Origin of the sequence: Flavobacterium yafengii (assembly GCF_030010375.1) — a bacterium.
GTDB classification, from domain to species: Bacteria; Bacteroidota; Bacteroidia; order Flavobacteriales; family Flavobacteriaceae; genus Flavobacterium; species Flavobacterium yafengii.
Genome location: NZ_JASCRY010000002.1, coordinates 636,261 through 661,916, shown reverse-complemented (window position 1 = coordinate 661,916; position 25,656 = coordinate 636,261). Strand labels below are relative to the sequence as shown.

At 32.4% G+C, this 25,656-nt stretch carries 20 protein-coding genes and 1 other RNA gene; 10 read left to right on the top strand and 11 right to left on the bottom strand.

Annotated features, from left to right (window positions below; all coding sequences use genetic code 11):
- Positions 1-255 precede the first annotated feature (255 nt).
- A complete protein-coding gene (locus QLS97_RS10260; protein WP_282716446.1) occupies positions 256-1,860 on the bottom strand; it encodes a RagB/SusD family nutrient uptake outer membrane protein in 1,605 nt (534 codons plus the stop codon).
- Between the two features lie 12 nt (positions 1,861-1,872).
- Positions 1,873-4,902 (bottom strand): SusC/RagA family TonB-linked outer membrane protein, encoded by a 3,030-nt coding sequence (locus tag QLS97_RS10255; RefSeq protein WP_282716444.1) that lies wholly within the window; start codon positions 4,900-4,902, stop codon positions 1,873-1,875.
- 274 nt (positions 4,903-5,176) lie between these two features.
- Here QLS97_RS10255 and QLS97_RS10250 point away from each other — a divergent pair, with 274 nt between their 5' ends.
- The 3 genes from QLS97_RS10250 (at position 5,177) to QLS97_RS10240 (ending at position 8,774) form a co-directional block, all read left to right on the top strand.
- Positions 5,177-6,229, top strand: coding sequence for a sensor histidine kinase (locus tag QLS97_RS10250; RefSeq protein ID WP_282716443.1), 1,053 nt, complete (start codon positions 5,177-5,179; stop codon positions 6,227-6,229).
- Entirely contained in the window at positions 6,219-6,920 is a 702-nt protein-coding gene (locus tag QLS97_RS10245) for a LytR/AlgR family response regulator transcription factor (RefSeq protein ID WP_282716442.1), read from the top strand. The genes QLS97_RS10250 and QLS97_RS10245 overlap by 11 nt, the downstream gene beginning before the upstream one ends.
- 192 nt (positions 6,921-7,112) lie before the next feature.
- Complete coding sequence (locus QLS97_RS10240; RefSeq protein WP_282716440.1) at positions 7,113-8,774, top strand: MFS transporter; 1,662 nt, start codon at positions 7,113-7,115, stop codon at positions 8,772-8,774.
- Positions 8,775-8,888: 114 nt separating this feature from the next.
- Here the strand turns inward: QLS97_RS10240 and fsa are convergent, their stop codons facing one another.
- From fsa to ffs, 3 genes are all read right to left on the bottom strand, one after another.
- Positions 8,889-9,545, bottom strand: a complete 657-nt coding sequence (gene fsa, locus QLS97_RS10235; protein WP_066078774.1) for a fructose-6-phosphate aldolase — start codon at positions 9,543-9,545, stop codon at positions 8,889-8,891.
- Positions 9,546-9,699: 154 nt separating this feature from the next.
- Positions 9,700-10,503 (bottom strand): SDR family oxidoreductase, encoded by an 804-nt coding sequence (locus QLS97_RS10230; RefSeq protein ID WP_282716439.1) that lies wholly within the window; start codon positions 10,501-10,503, stop codon positions 9,700-9,702.
- An 81-nt stretch (positions 10,504-10,584) separates the two neighbouring features.
- An RNA gene (gene ffs / locus QLS97_RS10225) (signal recognition particle sRNA small type) lies at positions 10,585-10,682 on the bottom strand.
- Positions 10,683-10,770: 88 nt separating this feature from the next.
- On the opposite strand from ffs, the gene QLS97_RS10220 reads away from it, so the two are divergent.
- Entirely contained in the window at positions 10,771-11,844 is a 1,074-nt protein-coding gene (locus tag QLS97_RS10220; protein WP_282716438.1) for a glutaminyl-peptide cyclotransferase, read from the top strand.
- 12 nt (positions 11,845-11,856) lie between these two features.
- Entirely contained in the window at positions 11,857-13,095 is a 1,239-nt protein-coding gene (gene hutI, locus QLS97_RS10215; protein WP_282716437.1) for an imidazolonepropionase, read from the top strand.
- Positions 13,096-13,144: 49 nt separating this feature from the next.
- On the opposite strand, the gene QLS97_RS10210 is transcribed toward hutI, so the two are convergent.
- The gene (locus tag QLS97_RS10210) at positions 13,145-14,029 is read right to left on the bottom strand and encodes a hypothetical protein (RefSeq protein WP_282716435.1); all 885 of its coding nucleotides are present in this window, start codon (positions 14,027-14,029) and stop codon (positions 13,145-13,147) included.
- A 106-nt stretch (positions 14,030-14,135) separates the two neighbouring features.
- On the opposite strand from QLS97_RS10210, the gene QLS97_RS10205 reads away from it, so the two are divergent.
- The 3 genes from QLS97_RS10205 to QLS97_RS10195 all read left to right on the top strand — a co-directional run bounded on the left by QLS97_RS10205 (position 14,136) and on the right by QLS97_RS10195 (position 17,187).
- Positions 14,136-15,167: a formimidoylglutamase gene (locus QLS97_RS10205; RefSeq protein WP_282716434.1), complete on the top strand. Its 1,032-nt coding sequence runs from the start codon at positions 14,136-14,138 to the stop codon at positions 15,165-15,167.
- A 139-nt stretch (positions 15,168-15,306) separates the two neighbouring features.
- Positions 15,307-16,560, top strand: coding sequence for a DEAD/DEAH box helicase (locus tag QLS97_RS10200; RefSeq protein ID WP_282716484.1), 1,254 nt, complete (start codon positions 15,307-15,309; stop codon positions 16,558-16,560).
- Positions 16,561-16,734: 174 nt separating this feature from the next.
- Positions 16,735-17,187, top strand: a complete 453-nt coding sequence (locus QLS97_RS10195; RefSeq protein WP_282716433.1) for an Hsp20/alpha crystallin family protein — start codon at positions 16,735-16,737, stop codon at positions 17,185-17,187.
- 146 nt (positions 17,188-17,333) lie between these two features.
- Here the strand turns inward: QLS97_RS10195 and QLS97_RS10190 are convergent, their stop codons facing one another.
- The 3 genes from QLS97_RS10190 to aroC all read right to left on the bottom strand — a co-directional run bounded on the left by QLS97_RS10190 (position 17,334) and on the right by aroC (position 22,252).
- A complete protein-coding gene (locus QLS97_RS10190; RefSeq protein WP_282716432.1) occupies positions 17,334-19,541 on the bottom strand; it encodes a response regulator in 2,208 nt (735 codons plus the stop codon).
- A 225-nt stretch (positions 19,542-19,766) separates the two neighbouring features.
- Entirely contained in the window at positions 19,767-21,047 is a 1,281-nt protein-coding gene (locus QLS97_RS10185; protein WP_282716430.1) for a dicarboxylate/amino acid:cation symporter, read from the bottom strand.
- A gap of 146 nt (positions 21,048-21,193) precedes the next feature.
- Positions 21,194-22,252, bottom strand: coding sequence for a chorismate synthase (aroC, locus tag QLS97_RS10180; protein WP_282716428.1), 1,059 nt, complete (start codon positions 22,250-22,252; stop codon positions 21,194-21,196).
- Between the two features lie 183 nt (positions 22,253-22,435).
- Here aroC and QLS97_RS10175 point away from each other — a divergent pair, with 183 nt between their 5' ends.
- The gene (locus QLS97_RS10175; RefSeq protein ID WP_282716427.1) at positions 22,436-23,275 is read left to right on the top strand and encodes a UDP-2,3-diacylglucosamine diphosphatase; all 840 of its coding nucleotides are present in this window, start codon (positions 22,436-22,438) and stop codon (positions 23,273-23,275) included.
- A gap of 119 nt (positions 23,276-23,394) precedes the next feature.
- The gene (locus QLS97_RS10170) at positions 23,395-23,904 is read left to right on the top strand and encodes a hypothetical protein (protein WP_282716425.1); all 510 of its coding nucleotides are present in this window, start codon (positions 23,395-23,397) and stop codon (positions 23,902-23,904) included.
- Positions 23,905-23,954: 50 nt separating this feature from the next.
- Here the strand turns inward: QLS97_RS10170 and QLS97_RS10165 are convergent, their stop codons facing one another.
- Together QLS97_RS10165 and bshA are read right to left on the bottom strand one after the other, a co-directional pair.
- Complete coding sequence (locus QLS97_RS10165; protein ID WP_282716424.1) at positions 23,955-24,383, bottom strand: protease complex subunit PrcB family protein; 429 nt, start codon at positions 24,381-24,383, stop codon at positions 23,955-23,957.
- Positions 24,384-24,454: 71 nt separating this feature from the next.
- A complete protein-coding gene (bshA, locus tag QLS97_RS10160; protein ID WP_282716422.1) occupies positions 24,455-25,588 on the bottom strand; it encodes an N-acetyl-alpha-D-glucosaminyl L-malate synthase BshA in 1,134 nt (377 codons plus the stop codon).
- Positions 25,589-25,656 lie beyond the last annotated feature (68 nt).

Genomic DNA, 25,656 nt, shown 5'->3' with positions numbered 1-25,656 from the left:
ATATTAATTGTTTTAATCTAAAGCATAAAATTAACTAAAACGTTTTACCTAAAAAAATAATTTATACCAACGGTCATGAAATTTCAACAAACGACATGATTTACTACATAATCCGTTTTAAAAAATAGACTTGTTTTTAATGTTAGCAACAAATTATTTAAATACGAGGTTCATCCTTAAAAAACGTCTTTGATATAAAAAATGGTGCAAATAATTATGAGTTACTTACACCATTTTTAATCTGTACTAATTTTATTAAAAATTAGGTCCGGTAGTATCCCACCAAAGTCTAGTTCCTCCATTATCTGCTCCACCAAGTTTCGCAACTCCTGAAGCTACACCACCTGGATTTCCATCTTTTTCAGATTGAACAAAATTTACTCTTCGTATTCCCAAAGCAGAATTTATTGTTCCTCCACTAGTATTTTTAAGTACCGGTAATAATTTTGGATATCCTGTTCTTCTATATTCAGACCAAGCTTCTTGACCTTCCGGGAAACCGGCAATCCATTTTTGAGTAATAATCTTTTGCAATTTCACCTCATTTGTCGCGGAACCGTCCCAAGCCACAGTAACGTTATTAAGAGCTGCTCCATTGTTTACAGGGAAGTTTGGATCTACGTAAGCTTTTGCTTTTTTCACATTATCAGCAATGTAAATAGCTGCTCCAGAAACTCCATGTTGATCGAAAGAAGCAGTGATTCCCATTTCATACAAACTTTGAGCCGTTCCTCCCATATTCCAACCTCTTAAAGCACCTTCAGCTCTTAGTAAATATACTTCGGCAGTATTCATCAAAACAATTTCTTTTGAATTAACAATTGGACCAACACCGGAGAAATCAACATGATCCGCTTTGGCAGCGATTTCAATTCCAGTACGAACTCCTTTATATTCTCCAGGAAACTGTACTGATGTATTGAAAAATACAGATAATCTAGGGTCCGAATAACCACCCATGATAGATTCCATATCAGCTGACATACGAATGTCTCCCCAAGCATTGCTTATAGTAGCAATTGGATTATTGTACGTAGGCGATACCACTTTGAACGTATCTGCATTAACAGTCATCACACCAAATTTATGTGCAATCGCTTTTTCAGCTTCGGTTTTCGCCAAAGTTGGATTCTTTTTCACAATACGCATTGCTAATCTCAGGCGCAATGAATTAGCAAATTTGACCCATTGTTTGTAATGCTCTCCGGCTCCTGCTTTTTCTGCTTCTTTATAACTTGACAAATCAGTAGTTAAAAAAGTTGACGGCTCTTTAGCATCAGCTCTTTTTGTCAACTCTGCAACTGCTATATCTAATTCCTTAAACATTAAATTATAGACTTCCTCTTGGGAATCATATTCAATAACAGGATCTGTTGTACCAAATTTTGAATACACAATAGGTCCGTAAGTATCTGTTATTCTATGCATTCCTTCTACTTTTAAAATCAAAGACAAAGCATAAAACTGATCGTATTTTCCTTTTGCTTTTTGCTCAATTGAATACGCATTATACATTACATCTCCATAACCAGAAGCCCAAGCAAAACCGTTCCAACCATCAACTAAATCATATGTTGTATTGTTAGTTCCTCCTCTAAAAGCGGTTCCGGTAGCCATATAACCCGACCAAATATCTCCTTGTAATCCTTGCTGTACTTGGTATTTCCATTCAGGAGTAAGAACTAATATGTTATTGAACATAGGATCAAACGAACCTTTGATATGATTAAAATCTTGTTCGTATTGTTCAGGCGTGATCCCGTTGGGATTGGTATTGATATCTTCAAAATTATCTGTACAACTTACTGCTGCGAGTAAGGAAACACAAATAGCTGTTCTTTTTATAGTATTTAATTTCATGATTTTTTGTGATTAGAAAGTTACGTTTAAATTAAGACCGATACTTCTCGTAGATGGCATTCCGTAAACGTCAATACCTTGCAAACCTTCACCTGTACTTAATGAAATGTTAGGGTCAAATGGAGCATCTTTGTAGATAAAACCTAAATTTCTGGCAATTAATGACAAACTTGCCGATTGTAAGAAAGATAATTTTTTGACATTAAAAGTATAGCCAATAGAAACCTCTCTTACACTTACATTGGTCGCATCATAAACATATTCTCCTGTTGCTCCTGCTCTACCGCCAGTTTGTTTATAATAACTCTCCGCCGGATATTTTCCTGCATAAGCAGTTCCATCAGGATATACTGCGTTAATTGTAACTCCACCAGCATTTCTGGCATCACCTGTTACTTTCGAAACTCCAAACTCATCATTCACAGCTTCGGTTAAACTCATTACATCACCACCAAAACGAGCATCTATCAATACATTTACAAAGAAAGAACCAAATTTAAACGAGTTCGAGAAACCTAACATAAAATCTGGATTTGCATTACCCACTTCTTCAAAACCTGTTTTTTGTATCGTTCCGTCTGCATTTAACAACACTCTTCCTTGAGCATCTTTCTTTATGCTTACGCCTTCAATTACACCAAAAGGTTTTCCTTGTTCTAAAACATATCTGTAGTTGTTCACTCCTGCTTCGGTCAAAATTACTTTTCCTCCTAGTTCTGCAGGAATTTCTTGTACCGTATTTTTATTTTGAGAATAGTTTACAGTAGCATCCCAAGAGAACTTATCCGCTTTAACAATCTTTCCGGTTACTACAGCTTCAAAACCTACATTTTTAATACTACCTGCATTTATACCGTAATATTTTACACCAAGAGGATTTGTTAACGGAGCAAGAATTTGTAAATATTGGTGTTTAGTCTCTGAATTGTAATAGGATAATTCGAATCCAAGTCTGTTATCAAACATTCTCCATTCGGTACCAATCTCAACTTCTGATTTTAATTCCGGTCTCAATGATTCCCCTGGTCTTGGAGCCACTAATGGAGGTTTATTCCCTTCAGATGTAAATCCGTAAGTTGGCGATGTCACAAAAGAAAACACATCATTACCTACTCTGGCATAAGTTGCACGAACTTTTCCGTAATTGATAAACTCCGGCAAAGTGGTCATTTCACTAATAATAGCCGTAACTCCTACCGAAGGATAAAAAAATCCTGGATTATTTGTATTTACTAATGTTGAAGACCAATCGTTTCTTGCTGCAAGATCTAAAAACAACATGTCTTTATATCCAAAGGTTGTAGCTGCAAATAAAGACTGTACTTCTTTTGAGGAATCTAACGTTTGCAAATTACCCGCATTATTAACAAAATTCCCTAATGTAAACCAGTTTGCTTTTTGTAAACCACCACCAATGCCGGAATCAAGCGTTGTTCTTTGATTTCCTAATGTATTTGTAATACTGGTTCCAATGTTTGCATTAAAGCTAAAGTCATCATTGAATTTAGTATTAATTGTAGCAATCAAATCACCGTAACGTTGTGTACTTAATGTATTAACATTTATGTATCTACCATTTATGTGAGAAAGTGTTCCTTGAGTTGTTGCGTATATTTTTTTATCAAAACCACTCTCAACACGGTTATAACTGTATCTGGAAGCTATAGAAAACCAACTGTTAACTTTATAATCTAAAGCGATTGATCCGTTAAAAAATTGATTAGTATCTTCTGATTTATTTCTATTGATTCCCCAAAATGGATTTTGAAGGATATCTCTATCCGTCATCCAATTTTGAGCCATCAGATTTCTCGTAGGGTCAAAAACCTCAAAATTCTCTTTATATTCATTAAAATCATTTCCTCTTGGCATCAAATAAACTCCTGTCAAAGGATTGAAATAAAGTCCGTTTACAGGTTTGTTAAAAACGGTTTGAGTTGTATAATTGGCATTAGCCGCAACATTCAATTTATCATTGAAGAATTTTGCAGTTTGACGAATACCAAAATTATTTTTCTTAATGCTGTTTCCCGGAATAATTCCTGAACCGCTTGTATTAGCATATGATAAAGTTGTTGAAGATGTTGCTGATCCAGATGAAAAAGCCAATGAAGTAATTTGAGTATTTCCTGTTTCAAAGAAATCTTTCACATAATCATCAGAGGCTCCTTTTGCTCCCCAAGTTTCTTCTCCGTTAGGAACTGCAACATATTCATTTTGAAATTTAGGCAAATAAGCTGCCGATTCGAAAGTGGTCACTGAAGATGCTTTAAGATTTGATCTTCCCTCTTTTTCTTTTTTAGAAGAAAGTAAAATAACTCCATTTGCACCTTGACTTCCATACAATACAGATGCAGCTGCACCTTTTAGAACTGTCATACCTTCATAATCATCAGGATTAATAAGAGAAACTACGTCTCCACCATCACGATTTCCTCCTGCAGTATCTCCAAAAGCATTATTAGGTTGTCCTGAAGTTCCGTTGAACAACGGAATACCATCAATTACATAAAGCGGCTGGTTATTACTCACCGAAGAGTTTCCACGAATAACAACTTTAGTAGAACCTCCAGTTCCTCCAGCACTTTTTGTCACGGCTACACCGGCAATTTTCCCTGCTATAGTGTTAATAATATTAGCGTCTTTGACACGGGTTAATTCTTCTCCTTTTAGTTCTTGAGCAGCATAAGTCAAAGATTTTCGCGTTTTCTTGATACCCAGCGAAGTCACTACTACTTCATTTAAAGCATTTGAAGCTGCTTCTTTCAATTGAACTGTAATAGTATTTTGATCACCTACTACAATACTTTGAGTTTCTAAACCCAAATAAGAAATTATCAAGGTTTTGCCTTTTTGCACTTCAATAGAAAAATTACCATCAAAATCGGTAATAGTTCCATTTGATTCTCCTTGAACTGCAATAGATGCGCCAGGCAGTGGTGAACCGACAGCATCGGTTACTGAACCTTTGACAGTTTTCGCTTGTGCAAGCGTAACTTGCGAAGTAAAAACAATCATAAAGATTAAGATAATTTGTTTCATTTTTTTTAAGTTTTTGTTGGTTATGGCGTAAATTTATCTTTATGGGTTTTCTAAAAAAAATAATTTATACCAACGGTAGTTTATTTTAAACCAACGACACAATTCTGTCAATAATGCGTTTTCCAACCGTAATAATTATGAGTTTTTTTTACCAATTTTCATATTTTTGATATTTTTATTTAAAAAAAGTTGTTTTTTATTATCAAATTGATTAAAGTTGCAGAAAATTTACTTTTTTATAAATAGTCAGTACTAAAGATAATTCCAACAGAAAATGAAGTATACAAAAGAGGAAAAATTCGATATCAAACTTCAAAATCATTTTTGGTTCTGGGGATTGTTTTTTTTAATGAACTTTCTTCGATGGGGAGCGTATTTCAATGATTATGAATATTCATTTAAATCGAATGTCTTAGAATTCTCGCTTCATATTCCATTAGTCTATTTCAATTTATTTGTTCTAATTCCCCGCTATGTATTAACATCAAAATATTACAAGTATACATTTGCTTTACTTTTGAGTTTAATGGTTATCTATTTATTAAAAACAGGATTAACCTATTATATCATTTCTGAGGATATTTGGCCCGAAGCTGATAGAGAATATACACCATTTGAAATCAATCATATTGTTGCCGTATGCATTGGTGAATTGTATGTTGTTGCAATCGCCTCATCCATTTACCTTACCCAAATTTGGCTCAAAGAAAGAGAACGAAACAGAGCCATAATTGAGAACCAATCCAAGATGAAACTGAAGTATTTAAAGACTCAGATTCAACCTCATTTCTTCTTCAATACCTTAAACAATTTATATGCATTGTCACTGGAATCTTCAAAAAAAGTTCCAGATGTGATTATTAAGTTGTCAAAATTGATGGAATATGTATTATATGATATCGAAGACACTAAATTTGTACCACTAATAAAAGAAATTGATTACATTCAAAATTATATTGAAATTGAAAAACTTCGTTTTGAAAACGTAGAAGTAAGTATAAATCTTGAATCGAATATTGATGAAGTAAAAGTGCCGCCATTACTGCTGATTTCCTTTCTGGAAAATGCCTTTAAACACGGCGGAATAAATAATGACAATCTTAAAATAAAAATAAATTGTAAAATTATTGATGGGTCCATACTCCATTTTGAAATACTAAATAATTTTGTACTTTCACAAGGTTTTAAAGAAAAAAAAGGAATTGGGCTAACAAATACTAAGAAGAGATTAAAGTTAATTTTCAAGAAAAAATATAAATTAGAACAACAGATAAAGTTCAATTTTTATATCATCCGCTTACAAATACCTATATCTAATGAAGATTAAATGTGTTTTGATTGACGACGAACCATTAGCCATAAAAGTATTGCAGAATTATTTTAATAATTTTGCCGACTTTGAAATTACTGCTACATTCAATAATGCTCTGGAGGCTCTGGAGTTTATCAACAACAATACTGTTGATGCCGTTTTTTTGGATATTAATATGCCAATGATGACTGGTTTTGAATTAATCCGATTGATAGAATATAAGACCAAAATTATTATCACCACAGCCTTTAGAGAATTTGCTGCCGAAAGTTATGATTTAGACGTATTAGATTATTTAGTAAAACCAATACCACTTCCAAGATTTATAAAATGCATTCATAAAATTGAAGCAGATTTCAATTTAAAAAATAATATCAAAATTGAACCGCATAAAATTGAACCGCATATTTTTATCAAAGTAGATAAGAAAATGGTAAAAATAACCATCGATGAAATCCTATTTATTGAAGGAATGAAGGAATATATAAAAGTAGTTACATCGGATAAAACATATATTACCCACAAATCATTGACCTCATTATCCGAAGAATTACCTGCTGACAGGTTCATGCGCATTCATAAATCATACACTATAGCGATTGATAAAGTAAAATCTATTGAAGGCAATAGAATACAGATCCTTTCTTACACGCTACCAATTGGCAGAAATTACAGTAAAGATGTAAAAAGTAAAATTTTAGAATAAATTCCATTTCAATATTTTATTTGAAAAAGCAAAAACTTCGAAAAAAAAGCATCGTTTTTTAACAAAAAGTGATTATTCTATAATTCTAACAATATTTATTCTAAATAATTTTTTTTTAATTTACTTAACAAATATATTTACGGTCTTGCAGCTATAAAAGTCATTAACTTAATCATTAACCTATTTAAAATTATGAATTCAGAACAAACAAAGTCTAATAATTCCGCACTTTATACGCTCATTACCGTATTTTTCTTTTGGGGATTTATTGGAGCATCTAACGGTATTTTTATTCCGTTTTGTAAAGCCAAGTTTGGCTTAGATCAATTTCAAAGTCAACTTATAGATTTTGCTTTTTACGGAGCATATTATATTGGAGCATTACTTCTATTTATTTTTAGCAGCATCGCAAAAAAGGATATTTTAAATGCTTGGGGATTCAAGAAAGGAATTATCTACGGACTATTGATCAGTACATTTGGAGCTGTATTAATGATCTTAGCAGTAACACAAGGAAGTTATTTATTTATTTTAGGAGCTTTATTCATAGTTGCATTAGGCTTTTCATTACAACAAACTTCTGCACAACCATTTGCGGCTTCTTTAGGAGAAGCACATTCTGCATCAAGTAGATTAAATCTTGCTGGAGGAATCAATTCATTAGGAACTACGATAGGTCCAATAGTTGTTTCTTTTGCTTTATTTGGGGTTATTTCTGGTGTAAGCATTGAAGAATTTGCCCAAAAAGAAAATTCATTGGATTCAATGAGAATTTTATATGTATTTGTTGGAGGTTTATTTTTATTAGCTGCAGCATTATTTCATTTTTCTAAAAAATTACCAGCCGGTAAAAGCGACTCTACTTTTGAAACAGCCAGCAAAGCAATGAAAACGCTTATTGCTATTACTGTAATTCTGGTAGCGATTTTTGCTTATATATTTTCTCGTTATGAAGATCCTGAATTCATTACTCGATTTATCGAAAATAAAGAAAAGGATTATTTAGGTTTAGCATTAACTGTGTCTACATTATTAGTTGTAGTTATCGGGTTATTTTTCGCTAATACTACAGCACAAAAAAATCCTGAAGGTTGGGGTGCTATGAAATATCCTCAATTAGTTTTGGGAATGTTAGCGCTTTTTGCCTACGTTGGTGTCGAAGTAACTATTGGAAGTAATCTTGGAGAATTATTGGTAACCGCTGATTTTGGTTCTATTTCTGGGCCTGCATTAGCGCCTTATATGTCTATGTATTGGGGAAGTTTAATGATTGGTCGTTGGGCTGGAGCTATCACTGTTTTTAATCCATCATCTCAATTAAGAAAAATTTTACTAATTGTTATTCCTTATGTAGCCTTTGGAGTAGTATTAGCTGCTAATGCAATTTCTGGACAAGATGTTACACCATTATACGCTTATGCTTTTGTAATTTTATTCCAAATTGCAGGTTTCTTTTTAGGGAAAGATCAACCATCGAGAACCTTAATGATTTTTGGTTTAATGGGAATGGCTGCTATGATAATTGGTTTATTTACTACTGGTACAACTGCTATTTTTGCTTTTATGAGCGGTGGTTTATTTTTAAGTATTATGTGGCCTTCTATTTTCTCATTGGCAATTGCAGGATTAGGAAAATATACATCTCAAGGATCTGCCTTCTTAGTAATGATGATTTTAGGTGGTGGAATTATCCCTCCGTTACAAGGAAAACTTGCAGATATCATTGGAATTCATCCGTCATATTTCATTCCAGTTCTGTGTTTTGCATTCATCGCATTCTACGGTTGGAAAGTAATCGGAATTTTAGAAAAACAAGGAATCGGAAAAGAAATAGAAGTTGGTGGAGGACACTAATTTCAACACAAACTAACCAAAACCAAACCAATAAAAAATCCCATCAACCTAGGTTGATGGGATTTTTTTATTTAGAACTTAAATGTATTTAACTAAACATTAAATACTCAACTATTATTTATTTCCTTTCTCGAAATCAGCAACAAACTGTGCCAATCCAATATCAGTTAATGGGTGTTTCAACAAGCCATAAATAGCAGATAATGGTCCAGTCATAACATCAGCACCAATTTTTGCACAGTTTACAATGTGCATTGTGTGACGAACTGAAGCGGCTAGAATTTGAGTTTCATAACCGTAGTTATCATAAATCAATCTGATTTCTTCAATCAAAGCCAAACCATCAGTAGAAACATCATCTAAACGACCAATAAACGGAGAAACATAAGTAGCACCCGCTTTTGCAGCTAATAAAGCCTGACCAGCAGAGAATACTAAAGTTACATTTGTTTTAATTCCTTTATCCGAAAAGTATTTAGCAGCCATAACACCTTCTTTAGTCATAGGCAATTTTACCACGATTTGCTCATGTAAATCAGCTAATTCTTCACCTTCTTTAACCATTCCGTCGTAATCTAAAGCATTTACTTCGGCACTAACATCTCCATCAACTAGGTTACAAATATCAACATAATGTTTCAAAATGCTGTTTTTACCTGTGATTCCTTCTTTTGCCATCAATGATGGATTAGTTGTAACACCATCCAAAACGCCTAATGCTTGTGCTTCCTTAATTTGAGCTAAATTAGCCGTGTCAATAAAAAACTTCATAATATATCTATTTAATTGTGTGTTTCTAATTCTTTGGGCGTGACCCTTCGTAAAAACTTCGGGTCGGGCTTTTTGTTTCAATCCACGCTAAAAAGCGTGGGATTTTCACTGCAATCCCTCACGCAAGCGTAAAATCAATAAATTCGGTGCAAAATTACAACTTATAATGATTCATAAGCATTTTTTCATATACTTTATCCGGTAAAATTCTCTTCAAAACAATCGAGAACTTTTGCATAAAAACACCTACTTTATAATGAATTTTAGGATTTGGAGTTTGGATAATTTTATACACCGCTTCTGCCATTTCATTAGGATTATTGCCACTATCGACATGTTCATCCATAGTTTTTAGTGAATTCCCATACGGACTTTCGTAAGCAGAACCTTTTATAACCGGAGCATGAAAACGTCCCGAAGCAATATTAGTCGCAAAATCTCCCGGAGCCACATTCGTAATATGAACACCAAAGGATTTCACTTCCATGCGTAATGCTTCCGTAATAAGTTCAAGAGCACCTTTTGAAGCGGAATAAACACTTCGATACGGTAAACCCATATAACCAGCAATAGAAGTTACATTAATAATCAAACCGGATTGTTGCGAACGCATTTGTGGCAAAACTGCTTTCATCACTTCAATTGGTCCAAAAAAATTAGTCTCAAAATTATTCTTGATTTCATGCATTGGAATTTCTTCCAAAGGTCCTGTAATTCCAACACCTGCATTGTTAATTACAACATCTAATCTTCCTGAAATAGCAATTATTTTGGCTACAGCCGTATGAATCGAATCCGTATCTCGAACGTCTAAAGCTACTAAAGGGAAAACCGAATTTAAAACTCGTTCCGGATTTCTGCTGGTTCCGTAAACAACAAAACCTTTTTGATGCAAAAACTCGCCAATAGATTTCCCTATTCCCGAAGAACCTCCTGTAATTAGAACTACTTTATTCATGATTATTGATGTTTGTTGTACGAAAGGTCCAAAAATAAAAAAATCCTCCCGAAGGAAGACTACTTTTGTAAGAAATAAAAAAAATGGCAAGCGACCTACATCGCACCGCTCAACCACGTACCCTTGCTATGTTCCCATCCTGGGGGAGTCTGCAGGAGCTGGTCGTGTAGGACTTGCCGGTGCAAATATACAACCTTTTTATATTTTTGCAAGTGCTTTGCAGCTATTAAAATAACGTTGTATATTGGGGTATTCAAATTTTACGCTATGAAAAATTATAACATACTATCTATCATTTTATTAGGAACCTTACTGGTTAATTGTGGTGATACAAAAAAAGGTGAAAATTCTTTATTTACCTTTGATAATTCAAAATTTAAGGAACAATACCAACCTCAAGAGGCACTTTCTTTGGAAATTTTGAACTCAAATTCAAAAACGATCGACAGTATTATTTACTATGTGAATGATACAAAAATTGGTTCCAAAAAAGGAGTTGACAAATTAACTTTTGAATTAAAAGATCAAAAATTGGGCTATCAAAACCTAAAGGCTCTAGTGTATTATGAGGGACAAAGCTCTGAAGCTACCTCAAGAGTGGAATTAGTTTCTAATATTGCACCAAAATTATTGAAATATACCATCGTAAATACGTATCCACATGATATTCAAGCGTACACGCAAGGACTAGAATTTTACCGTGATACACTTTATGAAGGAACTGGAAATGGTTCAGGCCCATCAGGAAAAAGAGGAATCTCCAGCTTAAGAAAAACAAATTATAAAACTGGAGAAGTTTATAAGAAAGTTGAACTGGATGCTAAATATTTTGGCGAAGGGATTACGATTCTAAATAATAAAGTTTACCAATTGACATGGAAAAATAATGAAGCGTATGTTTATAATGCAGATACTTTCAAAAAAGAAAAAACAGTTCCGTATTACAAAAATATGGAAGGCTGGGGTTTAGTGAGTAATGGTACAAACTTATATATGACTGATAGTTCCGAAACCATACACATATTAAACCCTGAAACTTTTAAAGCGATTGACCATATCAATGTTTACTCTTTAAAATCTAAAGTAAAAGGAGTTAATGAACTGGAATGGATTGATGGAAAAATATATGGAAATGTGTACCAAAAAGATGCTATTGCCGTCATTAACCCTAAAAACGGAGCGGTAGAAGGAATAATCAATCTTGCAGATTTGACTACAAAAATTGCTAAATTAGAAGATACTGACGTTTTAAACGGAATTGCTTACAACCCAAAAACAAAAACCATTTTTGTAACCGGTAAAAACTGGGATAAAATGTTTGAAATCAAAGTTTCAGAATAATTTTTTATATAAATGACAACGTTAATTATCAATATAAAAGAATTACTTCAGGTGCGGAAAACTTCAATTGCTAAAGTTTCCGGTGCCGAAATGGCTATTCTTCCAACTCTCAAAAATGCTTATTTAGTAATTAAAGACAACTTAATTGCTGATTTTGGTACTATGGATAATCTACCTGAAACAGATGCTGACAAAACGATTGATGCCACTGGGAAAATGGTTTTACCATCTTGGTGTGACAGTCATACGCATATTGTTTATGCCGGTAATCGAGAACAGGAATTTGTAGACCGAATCAATGGCATGACCTATGAAGAAATTGCCAATCGTGGCGGAGGAATCTTAAATTCAGCTAAAAAACTCAATGAATCCTCTGAAGAAGAAATCTACAACCAATCTAAAGCTAGGCTGGAAGAAGTCATGCGTTTAGGAACTGGAGCTGTAGAAATTAAATCGGGATATGGATTGACAGTAGATGGTGAATTGAAAATGCTTCGCGTGATACAGCGATTAGCTCAAAACTATCCAATAACTATAAAAGCAACCTTTCTTGGAGCTCATGCTTTTCCATTGGAATTTGCAACAAATCACAAAGGTTATATTGATTTAATCATCAACGAAATGCTCCCTGAAATTGCAAAATACAAACTGGCAAACTTCATCGATGCATTTTGTGAAACGGGTTATTTTACTGTTGATGAAACCCAACAAATCATGGAAGCTGGAATTAAATTTGGCTTAAAGCCAAAAATCCATGTCAATCAGTTCAACTCTATTGGCGGAATTCAGGCAGGTGTAAAGTACAATGCCCTTTCTGTAGACCATCTAGAAGTTATGACAACAGAAGATATTGAAGCTTTAAAAAATACCGAAACGATGCCAGTGGCGCTGCCTTCGTGTTCTTATTTTTTAAGTATTCCATATACGCCAGCACGAGAAATGATAACAGCCGGACTTCCTCTCGCCCTTGCAACCGATTATAATCCAGGTTCTACTCCTTCCGGAAATATGAACTTTGTAGTTGCAACTGCTTGTATCAAAATGAAAATGACTCCCGAAGAAGCCATAAATGCGGCCACAATAAACGGAGCCTACGCTATTGGGATTTCAGAAACCCACGGAAGCATAACTATTGGTAAAAAAGCTAACCTTATACTCACTAAACCTATTCCCTCCTACTATCAATTACCGTATGCTTTTGGTAGTAATCTAATTGACACTGTATTGATAGAAGGTGAAATTTTCGCATAAAAAAAGAGGAACGTTATGTTCCTCTTTTTTATTCTGTCTAATATTGTTCCTATCTTAAAACAAAACTTGTTTTAGAAACCAATATATCTCTATCAAAAATATTGATGTAATACGTTCCTTTGGCAAAGTCTCTTCCTTTTAAATCCTCAGAAACTTGAATTGTTTTATTTTCATATTTAACATTCGTTAAAAAACTATAGGTTAAAGTATTATCGCCAAAAGTCTCTGTTTTTTTATCGCCTAAAACATTGTTTTTACTATCAATTACTTGAACATAATATGTTTTATCCCCTGATTTAGCAATTTGATTTTCAGCAATAGTAAAATTAACTCTAAGAACATCAGCTCTGCTCGCTTTATCAGTCTCGATTTGTTTACCAGAACTTCTTAATTTAAAAGCAGAACCTCTAGTGTTTAAAACCGTCAATTTTGAACCAATTTCAACCGCTTTCGCTAATTCTTCATTTTGACCTGTTAATACTTCAACATTCTTTTTAGTCTCTCCTAATACCACAACTGTACTATCACGTTGCGTAGTAAGCGTTGTATTTGCCTTTTTTAGGTTATCATTTTCAGCCATTAAAACCTTCATATTTCCTTGTAAGGCATTAAATTGTGTTTTATACTTTGACATAGTAGCTACATCGCCTTTCGATTTACTTAAATCAGACATTAAGTTTACCACTTTATCTCTTTCTTGAATCAACTCATCAGACATTGATGTGTTTTCTGCAATTGCAGCATCATACGTTGATTTTAACTCTTGTAGATCTTTCATAACTGATTCTTTTTCAGTTAATGTGGATTTCAATTCTGTTTTTACGATTTCGGTATCTGAAGTCATTTTAAAAATATAAACTAAACTTCCCACTAATAAAATAGCTAATACTGCTATAACCGCTTTAAGACTTGAACTGCTTTTTTGATTTTCCATCTTTTAATTTAATTTAATTTATTTTACAAATTTAACAATATATAACCACGTAATAACGTAAGTTAACGTAATTATATTATTTTTGGGAAAAAAAATATTTTTTTTAATGGAAAAAATCATCCCATTTACTATCAAAGATCTTGCAAAAATTACGAACCATAGAAGTGGTGAAATAAAATTTGGAGAGAAAATGATAACTGTTCCAAAAGAGACCGATCCTGTTGAGTTTCTTAAAACTTGCGAAGCAAAATACGTATTATTTGGAATTCCGGAAGACATAGGCATAAGAGCTAATTTTGGTAGACCTGGCGCAGCATCAGCTTGGGATAGCGCCATCAAAAGTATCGCTAATATTCAGCACAATAGATTTTGCAAAGGAAGCCAACTTTTTGTTTTAGGTCAATTGAATGTTAGCGTCGAAATGAAAGAAGTGGAGCATTTGGATTTTAATGATATTGACGATCGATCTAAATTAAGTCAATTAGTCGAAAAAATTGATAAAGATGTTTCTCATATAATTTTCAATATTATAAAACTGGGTAAAATTCCTATAATTATAGGTGGTGGACATAATAATTCCTATGGAAACATAAAAGGATCTGCACTTGCAAAAGGGAAACCTATCAATGCTATAAACTTTGATGCCCATTCTGATTTTAGAATTTTAGAAGGACGTCATAGCGGTAATGGTTTTTCGTATGCATTTGAAGAAGGATTTTTAAAAAAATATTTTATTTTTGGTTTACACGAAAATTACACTTCCAAAAGTGTATTGGATATAATTAAAAAAATAGAAGACCGTGTGCGCTACAATACATATGACAGCATAAACATTCGAAAAGAAAAAGATTTTAATCTAGAAATGGCTCAAGCTTTAGAGTTTATAAATGATGACTTTTTTGGAATTGAGATCGATTTAGATTCGATTCCTAATATTGCTTGTAGCGCAATGACTTTGAGTGGTTTTTCTGTGGAGCAACTACGCCAGTTTATTTCCTATTTTGCAAAAAACAAAAATGCAACCTATTTACACATTTGCGAGGGCGCACCGGATTTAGGCGAAGAAAAAAACAACCATTTAATAGGTAAACTTATAGGATATTTAGTAACTGATTTTATTAAATCAAATACTATATAGTCAATTTTATTGATGAATTTCTGGATTTAAAATCCAGAAATTCTAATCCCAAATACCATATAAATTATCATCCAAAATAATAATACTATCTTTGCTGCACTATCTATGTACTTAATACATGATATTTAATACCAAAAATATGTTATTCGAAGATTTATCACTCTCAAAAAGTATACAAAAAGCCGTATTTGAACAAGGCTATATTAATCCAACTCCTATTCAAGAACAATCTATCCCAATTGTATTATCTGGAAAAGATTTAATAGGTTGCGCACAAACCGGAACTGGGAAAACTGCCGCATTTGCTATTCCAATTATACATCAATTACACCGAATTGTAGGTTCTTCAAAAAAAGCCAAACAAATTCGTGCTTTAGTAGTTACTCCTACAAGAGAATTAGCTGTTCAAATTGGACAAAGCTTTGATACATACGGAAAATATACAAACCTGACGCAACTTACCATTTTTGGTGGAGTTTCACAAAATCCGCAAGTAGATACTTTAAAAAATGGTGTCGATATTTTGATTGCTACACCTGGAAGACTTCTTGATTTACACAAACAAGGTTTTATTGATTTAGACCATTTGCATACTTTAGTTCTTGACGAAGCAGATCAAATGCTAGATATGGGATTTGTAAATGATGTAAAGAAAATTGTAAAGCTTACGCCAAAAAACAGACAAACATTATTTTTCTCAGCTACGATGCCAATCGCTATCCGAGAATTAGCTGAAATGTTTTTGACTGATCCTGCAACAGTTACCGTTTCTCCAGTATCTTCTACTGCCGAAAATGTAGAGCAACGCGTTTATTTTGTTGAAAAAACAGAAAAAAGAAACTTACTATATCATTTAATTAAAAATGAAAATCTTTCCGATATTTTGGTTTTTTCAAGAACCAAGCACGGTGCTGATAATGTTGTAAAAGCATTGCGAAAAAACAATATTGCCGCAGAAGCCATTCACGGTGACAAATCACAAAATGCAAGACAACGCGTTTTGGATGCTTTCAAAAATAAAGAAGTTGGTGTTCTCGTAGCTACTGATATTGCAGCCCGTGGAATTGATATTGACCAATTGCCTTTTGTAATCAATTTTGATTTACCTAATATTCCTGAAACGTATGTTCACCGTATTGGTAGAACTGGTCGTGCTGGAAATGGAGGTATTGCAATTTCTTTTTGCAGTAAGGACGAACATACCTATTGGAAAGACATCCAAAAACTAATAAAAGTGGATGTAAAAACTGTAAATGACCACCCTTATCATTGGCATTCTGGAAGTCCGGAAACTGCTCCTGGTTCGCAACAAAAAAATTCAAACCGTAGTGGTGGAGCTCACAAATCAAGAAAGTCAGAGGTTTCAAAACAAAATAAAAAGCGCTGGTATTAGAATATTTAGGACTTATTTTTCATCCGTAAGAAATACCTTTTTAAGTTTTGAAAAAAAACGCACTTAATCGTTAATAATCTAATTTTCAACGTTTTATAAGTTAAAAAATATTTGTAAATAAATAATATCATTAAATTTGATTCAACTTATTTCAAATAATTAAAACATAAAACTATGGAAACTTTAGTAAAAAGAAACGGTTTATTTCCAACAGTGAATACATTTTTCGATGATTTTATTTCAAGAGATCTTTTTGATTGGAATGATAAAAATTTTACTGCTATTGGCAGTAATTTACCATCAGTAAACTTAAAAGAAACAGATGATAAATTACAAGTGGAATTAGCAGCTCCGGGAATGAAAAAAGAAGATTTTAAAGTTGAAATTGAGAATAACATGCTCATGATTTCATCCGAAATAAAGCAAGAAAAAGAGGAAACTAGAAAAAAAGATAATTACGTTCGTAAAGAATTTAATTATCAATCATTTTGCAGAACTTTTACTTTACCGGAATACATTGATGAAAGTAAAGTTGAAGCCAGTTATAAAGATGGAATTTTGCATGTGGACATTACCAAAAAAGAAAATAGTATGAAAAAAGCACATAAAACTATAGCCATCAAATAAATAATATTTAATTTAAACCATTAAATAATTCATTAAAATCGTTAAATCGTTAGAATCAGTAACTGGTTTCGAAGGTTTAACGATTTTGATTTTATTAAAAATCTATTCAAATCAAAAAATTTTAAAGCAAGATTATAAAATATGAATCAAGCTATACTTTTAGGTTTTGATATTAGAATACTGATGATTTCAAATAATTTAATCGAATCAAAAGGTTTTATGATGATATCATTGATTCCGGCAGAAAGAGCTTCTTCGGTTATTTCGGCTTTATCAAATGCCGTTAATGCTACAATTGGGATATCGATACCTTTAAGGCGAATCTTTCTGGTTGTTTCAAAACCATTAATTAAAGGCATATTTATATCCATCAATATTACATCAAAATTCTCTTTTTCTAATATTTCCAATGCAGCATAACCATTGTCAACAACACTACATTTATAGTTGTTTTTTTCTATAGTTTTTCTTGTAATAACTTGATTGATATGATTATCTTCTACTACTAAAACATTAACTACTTGGGTTGAACTCATATCTACTAGGATGTTATTGATAATCTCCGTTGTTCGCTCAGGATTAAATTCAAATGCAATTACAAATTTGAATGACGTTCCTTTTCCTACAGCACTTTCGAGCGAAATATCACTATTAAATAATCCTAACAGTTGTTTTACAATGGAAAGCCCTAAACCGGTTCCTTGATAATCAGTTTCTTTTCTGCCAACCTGAACAAATTTATCAAAAATCTTTTCTTGATCAGCAGTGTGAATTCCTATTCCGTTATCTTGGATTTTAAATTCCAGAAAATGAGATTTTCCTTCTACTCGCACCAAGTTTACACTTATGATTACTTCTCCTTTTTTTGTGAATTTCAATGCATTACTAACCAAATTCATAATGATTTGAGAAAGCCTTAACTTATCCCCAATTAAGTATTCCGGAATATTAGGATCAACATCCACCTGAACAAGATTGTCATTTGTTTTTGCTATAAAAGACAATGAACTTTTAATCATATTAATTTCATCAGAAATATTAAAAGTCAAATTTTCAAGAATAATTCTATTGTCTTCAATTTTATTTATTTGCAGAATATCATTCACTAATGATAGTAAATATCTTGCTGAAAATTTAAGAGAACTTAAATGAGGGCTATTCACTAATTCTTTATGTTCATCAAGCAACATATTGGTAATTCCTACCACACCGTATAAAGGAGTTCTTAATTCATGGCTGATTGTAGAGACAAATTGTGATTTTAATACGGTAGCTTCTTCTGCTTTTTCTTTAGCAATCAGCAATTCTATATTTGTTTGAGAAAGCTCCGCATTGGCTTTTTTCTTAAAATTATTATTCTTGAATAATGTGTAGAGCAATAATAATAAAATGCAAAAAACTATTCCAAATAGCAGAACAATGATTTTTGATTTCCTTAAACTTTGAAGTTGAGCTTCTTTCTCCGTTTCAATTTTGTCAATTTCTCTTTTATATTCATCTAATTCTAAATTAATTCCGGCTAAATTAGCTTTCTTAATTTTTTCCTTGTTGTATAGTTCGTCAGTAATGATGTTGTAACGTGCGAGATTTTCATACGCGTTTTTATAATCTCCTTTTTTTAATAAATATTTTGAATATTCAAGATATGAAAAGGATAAATCTGATTTTTCATTCCCTTCATTTCCAAATTTTATGGCATTCAAAAAGGATGATGTCGCTTTACTGTCGTTTCCTTTGTAACCGTAATACATTCCATTCAACATGTTCACAGCTACAGCGGTTGATTCATCACCATGTTTTTTATTGTATTTGTTGATAAATTCTAAACTTGGAAAACCTTTCTCAAAAAGACCAATATCAAAATAAGCCCAAGCAATATTGAGCTTAGTCATAAAAACCTGATTAGTATCCGCTAATTTCTGACTGTACTTAAGTGAGTTTTCATAAAAACTTATCCCTTTTTCATATTGCTTTTTTTCAAAACAATAAATATTGCCTAAATTATTATTTATCCGTTTTTTTAACGTGTCATTATTGGTTTTAGTGGCGTAGGACAAACTTTTATTGTAGAAGAATATTGCTTTATCAAATTCAGCCATTTCAGCATAATTTGCAGCAATTGTAATATAGGAAACGGCTGTTGAATATAAATCATTAGAATTAATAGAGGAACGAAGCGCCAATTTAGAAATATCCAAAGATTTTTCAAAATTAGCCTCCTTTAAGTATTTGGAAGCCTCATCCGTTAGCCTAGTGATTTCTTTTTTAGAATATGTTCTTGTCTGTGCAATTGAATTATCCCCAAAATAATTTAATCCAAACAATAGTAATAAAACAATACGTAAATGATACATAAACAATTAAAGTTTATCAAATATACATTTTATTAATAAAAAAAAGAGGAATAAGTGTATATTATCTATTAAAATAAAATTGAATAGACAGATTTCAAAAAACAGCATTGCTCCCTCTTAAAATAAAAAACAATTAAAAATTTGAATTTTTAAATCAAAAAAAAACCTGCTCCACTAATTGAACAGGTTTTAAATATGTTATTACTGTAAAAACGTAGCGTTATACTATTCTGAAGCTACAGTTTCATTTTCATCATCACCTTCCCATTGCCCAACAACCGATGTCGCCAAAGCATTTCCTAAAACATTTGTTGCACTACGAAACATATCACAAAAATGATCAATCGGTAAAATTAATGCTATTCCTTCAATTGGAATATCAAACATACCACAAGTAGCGGCAACTACAACTAAACTTGCTCTTGGAACACCTGCAATTCCTTTGCTGGTAAGCATCAAAACTAAAAGCATGGTCATTTGTGTTCCTAAATCTAAATCGATTCCGTAGGCTTGAGCAATAAAAATACTGGCAAACGTCATGTACATCATACTTCCGTCTAGATTAAATGAATACCCTAATGGCAACATGAAAGAAACGATTCTGTCTTTTACTCCAAAACGTTCTAATTCCTCTGTCAATTTTGGAAAGACTGCTTCGCTACTGGTTGTTCCAAAAGCAATAATCAAAGGACTTACAATTCTTTTAAGTAAAACAGTCATTCTGCTTTTTAGAAAAATATAACCCACCACTATTAATACCAACCAAAGTGATGAAATTCCAATTAAGAATGATCCAAAGAATTTGAAATATGTAATTGCTAATTCCTGAAAATCTCTTACGGCGAAAACTCCTGCAATAGCTCCAAAAACTCCTATTGGAGCAAACTTCATTACATAGTTTACCATTTTAAGAACAATGTGAGACGTTTTATCTAAAGCATTTGTAACAGGCTTTACATAATCTCCTAAGGAAGCCGCAGCCAAACCAAAGAAAATAGAGAAAATCACAATTTGTAAAATTTCATTAGTAGCCATTGCCTCAAAAATACTTTTGGGTACAATATGCTCGATAAAATTTTCAAAAGATATATTTTGAGTTTTTGCAGTAACTTCAGAAACAGAGGCCAAATCAACATTTGATAAATTAAGCCCAACTCCCGGTTGAAGTATGTTTACAAAAAACATTCCCAATAATAAGGAGATAAATGACGCTGTAAAAAACCAACCCATTGCTTTTCCTCCAATTCTTCCAACAGCTTTAATATCACCCAGTTTTGCAATTCCTACAACAAGTGTTGTAAAAACTAATGGCGAGATAATCATTTGAACTAATCGAATAAAAACTGTTGCCAGGATTTTAATTTTTGCACTAAAGCCTTGAGCTGCTTCTGGGGAAATGGAATTATGAATTATAATGCCTAAAATAGCACCTAAAACCATCGCAATTAATATTTGTCCCGTTAATCCTGAAAAAAAAGATGGTTTTTTAGTTGTTTTGGTGTTCATTAAATTGATTGTTAGGTTTTAGTCTTTGTCCTGGTTACTTCACTTTTATAAGTGTTAAGTTAATTTTCTTTACAATATTTTTTTTTCTTATTTGTTTCCAAGCAAGGAAAGAATTATTATTAAGCAGGAAAGCTTCAAAATTAATATTAATAGGTTTTGTTTATCAAATAAAAATCAGCAAGTACAATGGCAGCCATTGCTTCAACGATAGGCACTGCACGTGGTACTACACAAGGGTCATGCCGTCCTTTACCAGTCATCTCAGTTATATTTCCTTTATTATCCAATGATTCTTGTTTTTGCATAATGGTAGCAACAGGCTTGAAAGCCACACGGAAATAAATATCCATTCCATTACTAATTCCGCCTTGAATCCCTCCCGAAAGATTAGTCTTAGTGGTACCGTCTGGATTGTATAAATCATTGTGCTCGCTTCCTTTCATCCTAGCTCCATCAAAACCACTTCCAAACTCAAATCCTTTTACTGCATTAATTGAAAGCATTGCTTTTCCTAATTCAGCATGAAGTTTATCAAAAACAGGTTCTCCTAAACCAATAGGCACATTTTGAATTACACACGTTACAGTTCCACCTACAGTGTCACCTTGTTTGCGAATATCACGAATATATTCCTCCATAATTACCGCTGATGCTTCATCAGGGCAACGAACAGGATTATTTTCGGTTTTTGAAAAATCTAATTCTTGGTATGGTTTTTCTAAAAATATAGGACCTACAGAAGAAACGTAAGCATTAATTTTTATTTCTGACAGTATTTGTTTTGCAACTGCTCCAGCCACTACTCTACTGGCAGTTTCTCGGGCAGAACTTCGTCCGCCACCACGGTAATCACGAACACCATATTTTTTTTCATATACATAATCAGCATGACTGGGTCTGTAATTATCTTTTATATGAGAATAATCGTCTGATTTTTGATTGGTATTGGGAATAATAAAACCTATTGGAGTTCCTGTGGTTTTACCTTCAAATATTCCGGATAAAAATTGTACATCATCCGGCTCTTTACGTTGGGTAACTATAGCCGACTGACCCGGCTTTCTTCTTGACATTTCAAATTGAATTGCATCTAGATCTATAGTTATTCCAGGAGGGCAACCATCTATTATACCACCTAATGCTTCACCATGTGATTCTCCAAAAGTTGTTATTCTAAATAGTGTTCCGTAGCTATTTCCTGCCATTATAATTAGTTTTGAACAAAAGTACCATTTTAGTTGAAAGTTCAAAAGTTTAAAGTTTAAAGTTTTAAGAAACATTTCACATTTATTGATATTAATTTAATCTTGTCTTAGATTTCTTAACCTTTAATTCCATTTCTATTGCTAATAATTCTATTAATTTGGTAAACTTCAAATTCAAATACATTGAAAAAAAGAAAAGTTGAGTTAGTGGTCATTTCAGATGTGCACCTTGGAACTTTTGGTAGTCATGCTAAAGAACTTTATAATTATTTATCTTCTATAAAACCTAAAACGTTAGTCTTGAATGGTGATATTATAGATGTATGGCAGTTTCGAAAATCGTATTTCCCAAAAGCACATTTAAAAGTCATACAAAAAATTATAAGTTTTGCTTCCAAAGGAACTAAGGTTTACTACATCACAGGAAATCATGATGAAATGCTCCGAAAATTTAGTGATATGAATATGGGTAATTTCGCTTTAGTTGACAAGTTAGTATTAGACCTTGATGACAAAAAAGCCTGGATATTTCACGGTGATGTTTTTGATGCTTCTGTACAACATTCAAAATGGATTGCCAAACTTGGCGGTTTAGGGTATGATTATTTAATACTTTCAAACCGATTTGTAAATTGGTGTTTATCCAAAATAGGAAGAGAACCGTATTCCTTTTCTAAAAAAATAAAGGCCAGCGTCAAAAAAGCCGTAAAACACATTTCTGATTTTGAGAAAACCGCAACTGAATTAGCCATCGAAAAAAAATATGATTACGTTGTTTGTGGGCATATTCATGAACCAAAAATGATTCATAAAGAAAATAAAAACGGGACTACTTTATATTTAAATTCTGGAGATTGGGTTGAAAACTTAACAGCATTGGAGTACAATAAAAAACGTTGGAAAATATATAGCTATTCTGAAGCAAACTATGTTGAAGAAGAGAATCTTTTTGAAATGGAAGATATTTTAAGTAATCAAATAGTGGCTTCAGCACTTTTCTCGAAGCAAAATATCCTTTTGTAATGCCAATATAAACAAGATGTCAAAATTCTAAAAAAACGTAAATTATATAACTTTTCTATAAAATTTTACAAACTTCATATCCTACTAAATCATACATTTGTATCTATAAAAATTTACTTATGAAAAAAATTATTTTATCGGCAATAATGTTAATTGGATTAGCATTTACAGCACAAGCACAAGATGTTTCAAAAAATGCTATCGGTCTTCGTTTTGGTGACAGTGGTGGTTTTGGAACTGAAATAACTTATCAAAGAGGATTGTCAAACAACAATCGTTTAGAGTTAGATTTAGGTTGGAGAAATAGAAATAATTATAAAAACGATAATTATGATGACAATGCTATCAAATTAACTGCTTTATACCAATGGGTTTGGAACATTGAAGGCGGATTTAACTGGTATGCAGGTATTGGTGGTGGTGTAGGAAGCTACAACAGAGATTATTATGACAATAGAGATTATAATAATGGAACTTTTGCATTTGCTGCTGGAGATATCGGTATTGAATACAATTTTGACATTCCATTGTTAATCTCTTTAGATTTCAGACCTGAGTTTGGAGGAAATGGATATTACGAAAATAATTACGGTTCTGATGTAGCTTTAGCTCTTAAATACCAATTCTAATATTTTAGAAAACATATTAAAAAAACGCCACTATTAATAGTGGCGTTTTTTTATTTAAAAATAATTTCTTTCTTAGAATTTATTTTGACTACACAAAAAGGATTTGTAAAAGCTTGTGTAACCATACTACCAGGTTCTGGACTAGTTTCTTTTATGGTGATAACAATATTTTTATCGGTTTCAACTACAGTATCGATTCCTATACTATACCCTCCCGACGTTTTTTCACCCATATTCAAAACTATAAAATTAGAAATCTGAATATCATTCGAACTAATTTTATTTTTTAGATTTTCATCGTTCTGCAACATTGCAATTTCATTTGGCTCAGAAAGAATCTCAAAAAAACGAATACTTGCACCACCGTTTGTCTGTTGCGTCAAGACTTCATATAAAGAATTTTTATCGGGACTTTTTGTAGCTGTTGCACCGCAGGAAACTAAAGCTAAAGCCACTAATGATAATACTATTTTTTTCATTGCAGGATTTTATTGATTAATAGATTAAATTCGAAAGTCTTACTACATTCTATAATAGAAAAATGTAAAATCTATGCGTATTTTTTTATGGCTTTTTTATATAATGCTTCATAAAGTGGCAAGATGTTTTTGATGTCAAATTGTTTTGCAACTGACAGCGCATTTTCTTTAAATTTATAAAGAGTAGCATCGTCTTTTAAAATTTTCAAAGCATTTTGTGCCATTTCATCCGTATTCCCCACATCACTTAAATATCCGGAAATACCATCAAAATTTACTTCTGGCAAACCTCCTGAATTACTTGAAATTACGGGGACACTCCAAGCCATAGCTTCGAGAGCCGCAAGTCCAAAACTTTCTGTTTCTGATGGCAACAAGAATAAATCAGTATAACTCAAAATTTTATCAATCTCATTACTGTTTCCAAAAAAGATGATTTTATCCTGAATTCCTAATTCCTGACATAGATATTCTGCTTTTTCTTTTTCAGGACCATCTCCTACCATCATCAATTTAGCAGGAATTTCTTTTTGAATATTATAGAAAATTTTAATTATGTCCGGAATTCGTTTTACTTTTCTAAAATTACTGATATGCGTAATGATTCTTTCATTTTTATTAGCCATTACGGAGCGATTACAAGGAGTGCTTGGATCATTCAGGTTTTTATCTAATTCTATAAAATTAGGAATAACCTCAATTTCATTTTTTATATTAAATAATTTATGAGTATCATCTTTCAAGCTTTGTGAAACCGAAGTAACAAAATCCGATTTATTGATGCTGAAAGTTACAGCTGGTTTATAAAATGGATGATTTCCAACTAATGTAATATCAGTTCCGTGAAGTGTAGTCACCATTGGGATATTAATTCCCTCATCTTTCAGCATTTGTTTAGCCATATAACCCGCATAAGCATGAGGAATTGCATAATGCACGTGCAATAATTCGATTTTATATAGCTTTACCATGTCAACTAATTTACTTGACAAAGCCAATTCGTAAGGTTGATAATGAAATAACGGATATTCAGGAACATTCACTTCGTGGTAATGCACATTTGGGTTTAAAAGAGCCAAACGTACAGGCTGACTGTACGTTATAAAATGGATTTCGTGACCACGTCTTGCCAATTCAAGACCTAATTCTGTAGCGACAACACCACTTCCTCCAAAGGTAGGATAACAAACTATTGCAATTTTCATCTATGTATTTTAATGAAACGAAATTAATAAAAATAGGAATGTGTTTTATGGAAATTTAAGTTAAATCC